Origin of the sequence: Amycolatopsis sp. NPDC026612 (assembly GCF_040638285.1) — a bacterium.
Lineage (GTDB): Bacteria > Actinomycetota > Actinomycetes > Mycobacteriales > Pseudonocardiaceae > Amycolatopsis.
Genome location: NZ_JBEZYB010000084.1, coordinates 23,220 through 31,608, shown reverse-complemented (window position 1 = coordinate 31,608; position 8,389 = coordinate 23,220). Strand labels below are relative to the sequence as shown.

Below are 8,389 nucleotides of genomic sequence, written 5' to 3'. Positions count from 1 at the left end.
CCTCGCACCGCGGCCCGTTCCACTCCGCCGAAGGCGGCACTTTCATAGTGAAAGTGCCGCCTTCGGCGGTTCAGTGGACGGTTCAGTGGGCGGTGGCCGTCGGAGCCGACGCGCGCGGGCTGCCTGATCGCGGCCGATCGCGGAACCCGGGGTGGGCGTCGCCGGGTCAGGCCTGACCCGGCTCGAGCGCCGGGGCCCCGGCCAGGTAGGCCGAAAGACCACGGTGGCCCCGCCGCATCATCAGCGCGTGGTTCGCGCGGAAGAGCGGCCGGGCCACCGTGTCGAAGCGCCGCAGCAACTTCTTGCAGGCCTGGACGTCCTGGGTGATCTCCAGCAGCGTGCCCGCGCCCGCCGCGCGGACCGCCCCGGCCAGGGTCCCGTCGAGGTCGCCGCTGAGCCTGACCCGCATCAGGCCCCTGCGCTCGTCCTGGTGGTCCCGGTGCATCCGGACGACGAGCCGGAACGGCAGCCGGGACCGGCAGACCAGTTCGGCGGTGTCGTCGTCCACGCGGCGCACCGCGCGGACGTCCGACCACCACCGCGGGTAGCCGGCGAGGTCGGTGACCACGCCGAACACCCGCTCGGGCGTGGTTCCGGGCAGCAGCCACTTGCTGCGGAACCGGTAGCGCGCGCCCGTCATGCTCGTCAAACCTGGGCCGAGACCAGCTTCCGGCCGTCCACCGTGACGATGTCGACCGACTTCACGTCGTCGGGGGCGACCAGCGCCGACCCGTCGAGCTGGAAGCCCTGGTTCTCCCACTTCTCCGAGACCTGCCAGCTGCCGGCGGTCACCGCTTGGCCGCCCTTCGTGGTGACCTGCAGCAGGCACTTCTCCCCGGCTTGGACGCCCTTCACGGCGACGTTCACCCGGACCCAGCCCTGGAACGGGCTGACCGACGCGGCCAGCTGCACACCCGTCGAAGCGTCGGTGGCCCGCACGTCCTTCGTGCCGGGCACTGCCGTCGGCTGGATCGGCATCGCGAGGTTGTCGCCGGAGCTCGTCGACCGCCCGACCAGGACGCCGCCACCGAGCGCGGCGACCACCAGCACGGCCGCCGCGACCAGGGCCAGGCCCCGGCCACCCCGGCGTGCTTCGCGGACCGGCGCCACCTGTTCCTCGTCGCGCAGCCGCCGGAGGGTCTTCTGCAGCAGCAGATCCCCACCTTCGGGCGGCCCGTCGAGGAACGCCTCGGGCGGGACCTCGTCGAGCGAGTCGCGCAGGGCCACCAGCTCGTTGAGGTCGAACCGGCACTGCGCGCAGGTCTGGAGGTGCCGCCGCTCGAAGTCGGCCGCCTCTCCCGGGTCGAGCGCGCCGAGGGCGTACGCGCCGAGCTGCGTGTGACTCTCGTCGACCGAGTTCATCGCGCCACCTCCGTTCCGCTCGAAATCATCGCTGCTCTGAGTGCTCTTAGTGCGTAGTACGACCTTGATTTCACGGTACCGGGTGCGACGCCCAGTGTTCTCGCCGCTTCGGCCACCGTCCGTCCCCGGTAGTAGATCTCCACCAGGACCTCTCGATGCTCGTTGGACAGCCCGTCCATCGCGCCGAGCACGGTCATCGAGTCGACCACGCCCTGGGCGTGGTCCCGCTCGACGGCCGGGGTCGGCGCGCCATCGGCCGGTTCGGCCACCTCCTGTGGCCGGGCCGCCCGGGCTCGTGCCCGGTCGGTGACCAGGTTGCGCGCGACGGTCAGCAACCAGCCGCGCACCGAGCCCTTCCCGTCGTTCTGCAGGTCGTCCGCGTGTTTCCACGCTCGGACCAGCGTCTCCTGGACCACGTCCTCGGCTGCCGCGCGATCACCGGTCAGCCTTGTCGCGTAAGCCAGCAGGCTCCGGCCGTGTTCGGCGTACAGCTGCCGAATCAGGTCCTCGCCCTTGGCCTTCTTAGGCCGCCTGCCTCCTATGGCCACCCTCGTCCTCCCGACGGTGTTCTGAGTCGTCGAGGACAGTAGTGCAACCCTCAGCTCCACCGGCGGTGCGTGCGTCGAGCGCAGCGCGACCATGGTGTTCATCGGCCGCCCACCCTTCCTCGTGCTGCCCGGAAACCGTCGTCTGTCAGGACCCGGCGCCGCCGGCCTTGCCGCCCGCGGTGATCTTGCTGCCGTCCGGGGCCACGGCGAACCACGTGCCGTTGGCGCCCTGGCCGTTCATGTCGCCCGTCACCTTGTCGCCCGCGTACTCGTACAGCGGCCAGCCGTTGAGCGTGAGCTGCTTGCTGCCGTCCTTGCGGGTCGCCGTGCCGACCTGGGTGTCCTGGATGCCCTTGAGCATCGGAGTTGCCACCCCGGCGAGCAGCGGCGGCCACTGGGCCGCGCAGTCGCCGTCGCAGTTGGACGTCGGCGGCTGGGAGAGGTCCTTGTCGAACCGGTAGAGCGTCTTGCCGTCGGCGTCGGTGACCACCGCGCCGACACCGTTGACCGTGCCGACCTGCAGCATCTTGTGCCCCGGCTCCCCGTGTTGCGGTCCTTGGGCACCGTCGGCCATGTCACCGCAGGCGGACAACGTGGCGACGGCGACGAGCGCCACAGCGCTGACGACGACCGGCCGGATACGGTTCATGACGTTCTCTCCTCGGTGAGGGCGGCACCGCCGTCCGGCGGACCTCGACACCGGGAACACGGCCGCGATCGCGAAACGGTTCAGCCGGGTTCACGCGCATTCGGTGCCGGTTCGCCACCGGATTGGTGTGTCCCGCTGATCGGCAAGATCTTGTCGCCGTACGGGCGGGTTCCTAAGCTGCTCACGTCCGCACCGCCGCCCCCGCCCGTTCCGGGAGGCCGCCGTGTCCGTGAAACCCCTCGTCGCCGTGGCGCTGCTGGCCGCGGGCTGTGCGGCGGCGCCACCGCCGTCCTTCACCGCGACCCTGACCTCGCCCACGGACGTGGTGCTGAGCTGGCCGGACGACGGTGCAGGCCACCGGGTCGAGTACGCGAACGACCCGGCCGGCCCCTGGACGACGCTGCGGTTCCTGCCGCCGCACACGACGAGCTACCACCACCCCGGCCTGATCCCGGAGACGCCGTTCTACTACCGGGAGCAGCCGTTCACCGGTCCGGTCTCGACGGAACTGCACGCGGTGACTTCGGGCGACACGGTGACGTTCACCTGGACCGACCGCTCCCCCGACGAAGCCGGGTTCCTGCTGGAGATCCGGCGGCCGGGCGCGCCGGACTTCGACCCGGTCGAGGTGACCGACCCGAACGTGACGACCTGCGCGCTCCCGCTGCTCCCGGGCGAGGAGAAATCGGCCTACCGGCTCCGGACGCTGCGGTACGGCCCGCTCTCCCCGGTGGTCCACCAGACCACCGGGAAGGAGCGGTAGCCGCTACTCCGCCGTGAGGACCGTCCGCAGGAACTGGCCCGTATAGCTCTCCTCGATGGCCGCCACGTGCTCCGGCGTGCCTTCGGCGACGATCTGGCCGCCACCCGAGCCGCCCTCGGGGCCCATGTCGATGAGCCAGTCCGAGGTCTTGATCACGTCGAGGTTGTGCTCGATCACGATCACCGAGTTGCCCTTGTCGACCAGCCCGTTGATCACGCCGATCAGCTTGTTGATGTCCTCGAAGTGCAGGCCGGTCGTCGGCTCGTCGAGGATGTACACCGTCTTGCCGGTCGAGCGCTTCTGTAGCTCGCTGGCCAGCTTGACGCGCTGCGCCTCACCACCGGACAGCGTCGGCGCGGGCTGGCCGAGCCGGACGTACCCGAGGCCGACGTCCACCAGCGTCTGCAGGTGGCGGTGGATGGCCTTGATCGGCTCGAAGAACTCCGCGGCCTCCTCGATGGGCATGTCGAGCACGTCGGAGACGGTCTTGCCCTTGTAGTGCACCTCGAGGGTCTCCCGGTTGTACCGGGCGCCCTTGCAGACCTCGCACGGGACGTAGACGTCCGGCAGGAAGTTCATCTCGATCTTGATGGTGCCGTCGCCGGCGCACGCCTCGCAGCGGCCGCCCTTGACGTTGAACGAGAACCGGCCCTGCTGGTAGCCGCGGACCTTCGCCTCGGTCGTCGCCGCGAACAGCTTGCGCACGTGGTCCCAGACGCCCGTGTAGGTGGCCGGGTTGGACCGCGGGGTCCGCCCGATCGGCGACTGGTCGACGCGCACCAGCTTGTCGACGTGGCCGAGGCCGTTCACGCGGGTGTGCCGGCCCGGCACCTGGCGGGCGCCGTTGAGCTTGTTCGCCAGCACCGTCGCGAGGATGTCGTTGACCAGCGTCGACTTGCCCGAGCCGGACACGCCCGTCACCGAGACCAGGCAGCCGAGCGGGAACGAGACGTCCAGCCCGCGCAGGTTGTGCTCCCGCGCGCCGACGACGGTCAGCTGCCGTTTCTTGTCGATCGGCCGCCGGATCGCCGGGATGTCGATCTTCCGGCGCCCGGACAGGTACTGCCCGGTCAGCGACTCCTTGCTCTTCAGGAGCTTCTTGTACGGTCCGCTGTGGACGATGTGACCGCCGTGCTCGCCCGCGCCGGGGCCGATGTCGACCACCCAGTCGCTGGAGCGGATCGTGTCCTCGTCGTGCTCGACGACGATCAGCGTGTTGCCCAGGTTCCGCAGCCGGGTCAGCGTCTCGATCAGGCGGTGGTTGTCGCGCTGGTGCAGGCCGATCGACGGCTCGTCGAGCACGTACAGCACGCCGACCAGGCCGGAGCCGATCTGCGTCGCCAGCCGGATCCGCTGCGCCTCGCCGCCCGACAGCGTCGCCGACGCGCGGTCGAGCGAGAGGTACGTCAGGCCGACGTCGAGCAGGAAGCGCAGCCGGGCCTGGATCTCCTTGAGCACGGCGCCGGCGATCATCGTCTCGCGCTGCCCGAGTTCCAGCTCGTCGAGGAACTGCGACGCTTCGGCGATGGACAGCGCGCAGACCTCGGCGATGGACATGTCACCGCGGGTCTTGTGGGCCAGCGTGACGGCGAGGATCTCCGGCTTGAGCCGGGTGCCCTGGCAGGCCGGGCACGGCACCTCGCGCATGTAGCCCTCGTACCGCTCGCGCATGTACTCGGACTCGGTCTGCTCCTGGCGCCGCTCGAGGAACGGGATGACGCCCTCGAAGGCGGCGTAGTACGAGCGCTGGCGGCCGTAGCGGTTCTTGTAGCGGACGTGCACCTGCTCGTCGACGCCGTGCAGCACCGCCTTCTGGGCGCGCGCGGGCAGCCGCCGCCACGGCGTGTCCATCCGGAAGCCGATGGTCTCCGACAGCGACTCGAGCAGCCGGATGAAGTAGTCCGCGCTCTGCCCGCCCGACCACGGCGCGATCGCGCCCTCGGCCAGTGACAGCTCGTCGTCCGGGACCACCAGCTCCGGGTCGACCTCCTTGCGGATGCCGATGCCGGTGCACTCGGGGCAGGCACCGTAGGGCGAGTTGAAGGAGAAGGAGCGGGGCTCGAGGTCCTCGATGGCCAGCGGGTGACCGTTCGGGCAGGCGAGGTTCTCGGAGAAGCCGCGGATCCGGTGCGGGTCGTTCTCCGGCAGGTCGACGAACTCGAGCTCGATCAGCCCGTCGGCCAGCCGCAGCGCCGTCTCCACCGAGTCGGTGAGCCGCTGGCGCGACGCCGCCTTCACGGTCAGCCGGTCGATGACCACGCCGATCTGGTGCTTTTCCTGCTTCTTCAGCTTCGGCGGGTCGGTGAGCGGGTGCATGGTGCCGTCGACGACCACGCGCGCGTAGCCCTGCTGCTGCAGGTTCTCGAACAGGTCCACGTACTCGCCCTTGCGCCCGCGGATCACGGGGGCGAGCACCTGGAACCGGATGCCCTCCTCCATGGCGAGCACCTGGTCGACGATCTGCTGCGGGGTCTGCTTGCTGATCGCCTCGCCGCACGTGGGGCAGTGCGCCTTGCCGGCGCGGGCGTAGAGCAGCCGCAGGTAGTCGTAGACCTCGGTGATCGTGCCCACGGTCGACCGCGGGTTGCGGGAGGTCGACTTCTGGTCGATCGACACCGCGGGCGAGAGGCCCTCGATGAAGTCGACGTCGGGCTTGTCCATCTGCCCGAGGAACTGCCGGGCGTAGGCCGACAGCGACTCGACGTAGCGGCGCTGCCCTTCGGCGAAGATGGTGTCGAAGGCGAGGCTCGACTTCCCGGACCCGGACAGGCCGGTGAACACGATCAGGCTGTCGCGGGGCAGGTCGAGATCCACACCGCGGAGGTTGTGCTCGCGGGCACCGCGAACAACGAGGCGATCAGCCACGCCAGGGTCCTCTCAGGTCATTCTCAGTCATTCAACAGCTGCGGTCGCCGACCCGGCCGGTTGTCTCAACGCGGCTGCACGGGTGGCCGCGTTCATGCTACGAGCCACCACCGACAGAAACCGGCTCCGCGTCCTTGACCTGCGGTTCTTCGGGCTTCCGGCGGGTGGTGAGCCACCGGTGGGCCGGGCGTTCGACCCCCGCGGTGACCGCCCAGCCGGCCAGCACGGCGGCGGCGACGACCACGGGGAGCCGCAGCCAGCCGGGGAGGCCGAGGTCGACCAGAACGCGGGCCAGGATGTAACCCAGTTCCTGGTGCACCAGATAAAGACCATACGAGATGCCCGCCAGCCAGGTGACGGCCGGGGCGATCCTCGCCAGCCCGGGGAACCGCCAGTCCGGGCCGCGGGCGGCCAGGCAGACCAGCAGGAGCAGCACGGCGAACCCGATCGTGGACGGCCAGCGCTCGGCGTCCTGCGGCAGCGCCCGGTGCAGCGGGAACACCTGCAGGTCCTGCGCGGCGACCGCGGCGACGACGAACAGCGCGGCGTGCCAGTGCGCCAGCCGCCGCTGCGACCACAGCCAGACCGCGATACCGATGGCGAACACGTGCAGGCGGTGCAGCCCGAGGCCGTAGTAGAAGCTGTCGGCGACCGGGCGCACGACAGCCGGGTCGAAGACGAGGAACCGCAGCGTGAGCGGGACGAGGATCAGCGCCCACAGCAGCGCGACGGTCAGCCGGTGCGTGCGCCACGACCGCGGCCACAGCAGGGCCGCGCCGGTGAAGGCCAGCAGCTGCACCGGCAGCGTCCAGTAGGAGCCGTCGAGGTAGTAGAACGCGCCCGAGCGGATGCCCCACTCCTGCACCATGCCGAGGTTGGCGACCAGGTCCAGCCCGGTCGGGATGTACCACGGCGACGGGTCCGACGGCGGCCCGGGCGGCACGCCGAACAGGAACCCGCCGAGGCCGGGCGGGTAGGGCAGGCCGCTGAAGGAGATGGCGGCCCACCGCGTGATGACGTACGTCACCAGGACGGCGGCCAGGTACGCGGGCAGGAGGCGCGCGACCCGGTTCCACAGCCACCGGCGGGGCCGGCCCTTGCGGAGGCTGGCGCACACGAAGAAGGCGGAGATCACCAGCAGGATCGCGGCGCCGAACTGCGCCGTCACCCGGACGGGGTACCCCGTCAGCTCGGGGTGCAGGAGCGCGCCCTGGTGGGTGACGTGCCCGAGGATGACCGCGAAGACGGCGACGACGCGGAGGAGGTCCCAGCTGATCCGGCGCGGCGTCGGCGAGGTGGGCACGGTCGTCCTGAGGTCGGGGCTGGCGGGGTCGCCGTGAGCCTACGTGGCGGGGCGTGTGACTGCTTGTGCGGGTGGAACCGCTTGGAGCGAAACGACTACCGTGTGCAGGGTGAACATCGTGGAGACCTACACCGGGCACGTCGACCCGGGCGGCGACGCCACCCGGCGGACCCTGGACGCGCTGACCATCACCAAGCTGTCCGTCGGCCCGATGGACAACAACGCGTATTTGCTGGTGTGCCGGGAGTCGAACGAGGCACTCCTGATCGACGCGGCGAACGACCCCGAGCGCATCTCCGACCTGATCGGCCACGGCCCGGACCGCCCGGCCCTGCGCACGGTCGTCACGACCCACCAGCACCAGGACCACTGGCAGGCACTGGGTGCGGTGGCCGGCGCGAACGGCGCCAACACGGCGGCCCACCCGTTGGATGCCGAGCCGCTGCCGGTGCCGCCGGACTTCCTGGTCGAGCACGGCGACACGCTGCCGGTGGGCCAGGTCACGCTTTCGGTGATCCACCTGCGGGGGCACACGCCGGGGTCCATCGCGCTGCTGTACCGGGATCCGGCCGGCATTCCGCACCTGTTCACCGGCGACTCGCTGTTCCCGGGCGGGGTGGGGAAGACGGGGTCACCGGCGGGCTTCACGTCGCTGCTCGACGACGTCGAGACGCGGATCTTCGGGGAGCTGCCGGACGAGACGTGGTTCTACCCCGGCCACGGTGACGATTCGACGCTGGGCGCCGAGCGGCCGAAGCTGCAGGAGTGGCGCGAGCGCGGCTGGTGAATTTCCGGCGTTCGGGGCTTCCGGTGATTTTTCCGGAAGCCCCGAACGCTTTTTCATCCCCCTTGGATCACCTGACCGACCCAATTTCGGGCCGCACCGTAACGGCAGGCTC

General features: G+C 70.6%; 8 protein-coding genes. 2 read left to right on the top strand and 6 right to left on the bottom strand.

From position 1 onward, the window contains the following. Positions 1 to 166 precede the first annotated feature (166 nt). The 4 genes from AB0F15_RS38560 to AB0F15_RS38545 form a co-directional block, all read right to left on the bottom strand. A complete protein-coding gene (locus AB0F15_RS38560; protein ID WP_360281639.1) occupies positions 167 to 640 on the bottom strand; it encodes an SRPBCC family protein in 474 nt (157 codons plus the stop codon). 5 nt (positions 641 to 645) lie between these two features. Beyond that, positions 646 to 1,362: a zf-HC2 domain-containing protein gene (locus AB0F15_RS38555; RefSeq protein ID WP_360281637.1), complete on the bottom strand. Its 717-nt coding sequence runs from the start codon at positions 1,360 to 1,362 to the stop codon at positions 646 to 648. Then, the gene (locus AB0F15_RS38550) at positions 1,359 to 1,910 is read right to left on the bottom strand and encodes a sigma-70 family RNA polymerase sigma factor (RefSeq protein ID WP_329056855.1); all 552 of its coding nucleotides are present in this window, start codon (positions 1,908 to 1,910) and stop codon (positions 1,359 to 1,361) included. The genes AB0F15_RS38555 and AB0F15_RS38550 overlap by 4 nt, the downstream gene beginning before the upstream one ends. 145 nt (positions 1,911 to 2,055) lie before the next feature. Next, positions 2,056 to 2,559 (bottom strand): hypothetical protein, encoded by a 504-nt coding sequence (locus AB0F15_RS38545; protein WP_360281635.1) that lies wholly within the window; start codon positions 2,557 to 2,559, stop codon positions 2,056 to 2,058. A gap of 223 nt (positions 2,560 to 2,782) precedes the next feature. On the opposite strand from AB0F15_RS38545, the gene AB0F15_RS38540 reads away from it, so the two are divergent. Further along, complete coding sequence (locus AB0F15_RS38540) at positions 2,783 to 3,322, top strand: fibronectin type III domain-containing protein (protein WP_360281633.1); 540 nt, start codon at positions 2,783 to 2,785, stop codon at positions 3,320 to 3,322. A gap of 3 nt (positions 3,323 to 3,325) precedes the next feature. Here AB0F15_RS38540 and uvrA read toward each other — a convergent pair whose 3' ends face one another. Further along, on the bottom strand, positions 3,326 to 6,187 hold the full coding sequence (gene uvrA / locus AB0F15_RS38535) for an excinuclease ABC subunit UvrA (protein ID WP_360281631.1): 2,862 nt from the start codon (positions 6,185 to 6,187) through the stop codon (positions 3,326 to 3,328). A 97-nt stretch (positions 6,188 to 6,284) separates the two neighbouring features. Further along, entirely contained in the window at positions 6,285 to 7,490 is a 1,206-nt protein-coding gene (locus AB0F15_RS38530; RefSeq protein WP_360281629.1) for an acyltransferase family protein, read from the bottom strand. Between the two features lie 109 nt (positions 7,491 to 7,599). On the opposite strand from AB0F15_RS38530, the gene AB0F15_RS38525 reads away from it, so the two are divergent. Further along, entirely contained in the window at positions 7,600 to 8,277 is a 678-nt protein-coding gene (locus AB0F15_RS38525) for an MBL fold metallo-hydrolase (RefSeq protein WP_360281627.1), read from the top strand. The last annotated feature ends 112 nt before the right edge of the window (positions 8,278 to 8,389 follow it).

Excerpts from the sequence above, each read along its gene's own strand:
- AB0F15_RS38560 (WP_360281639.1), bottom strand. The coding sequence starts at position 640 with ATGACGGGCGCGCGCTACCGGTTCCGCAGCAAGTGGCTGCTGCCCGGA.
- AB0F15_RS38555 (WP_360281637.1), bottom strand. The coding sequence starts at position 1,362 with ATGAACTCGGTCGACGAGAGTCACACGCAGCTCGGCGCGTACGCCCTC.
- AB0F15_RS38545 (WP_360281635.1), bottom strand. The coding sequence starts at position 2,559 with ATGAACCGTATCCGGCCGGTCGTCGTCAGCGCTGTGGCGCTCGTCGCC.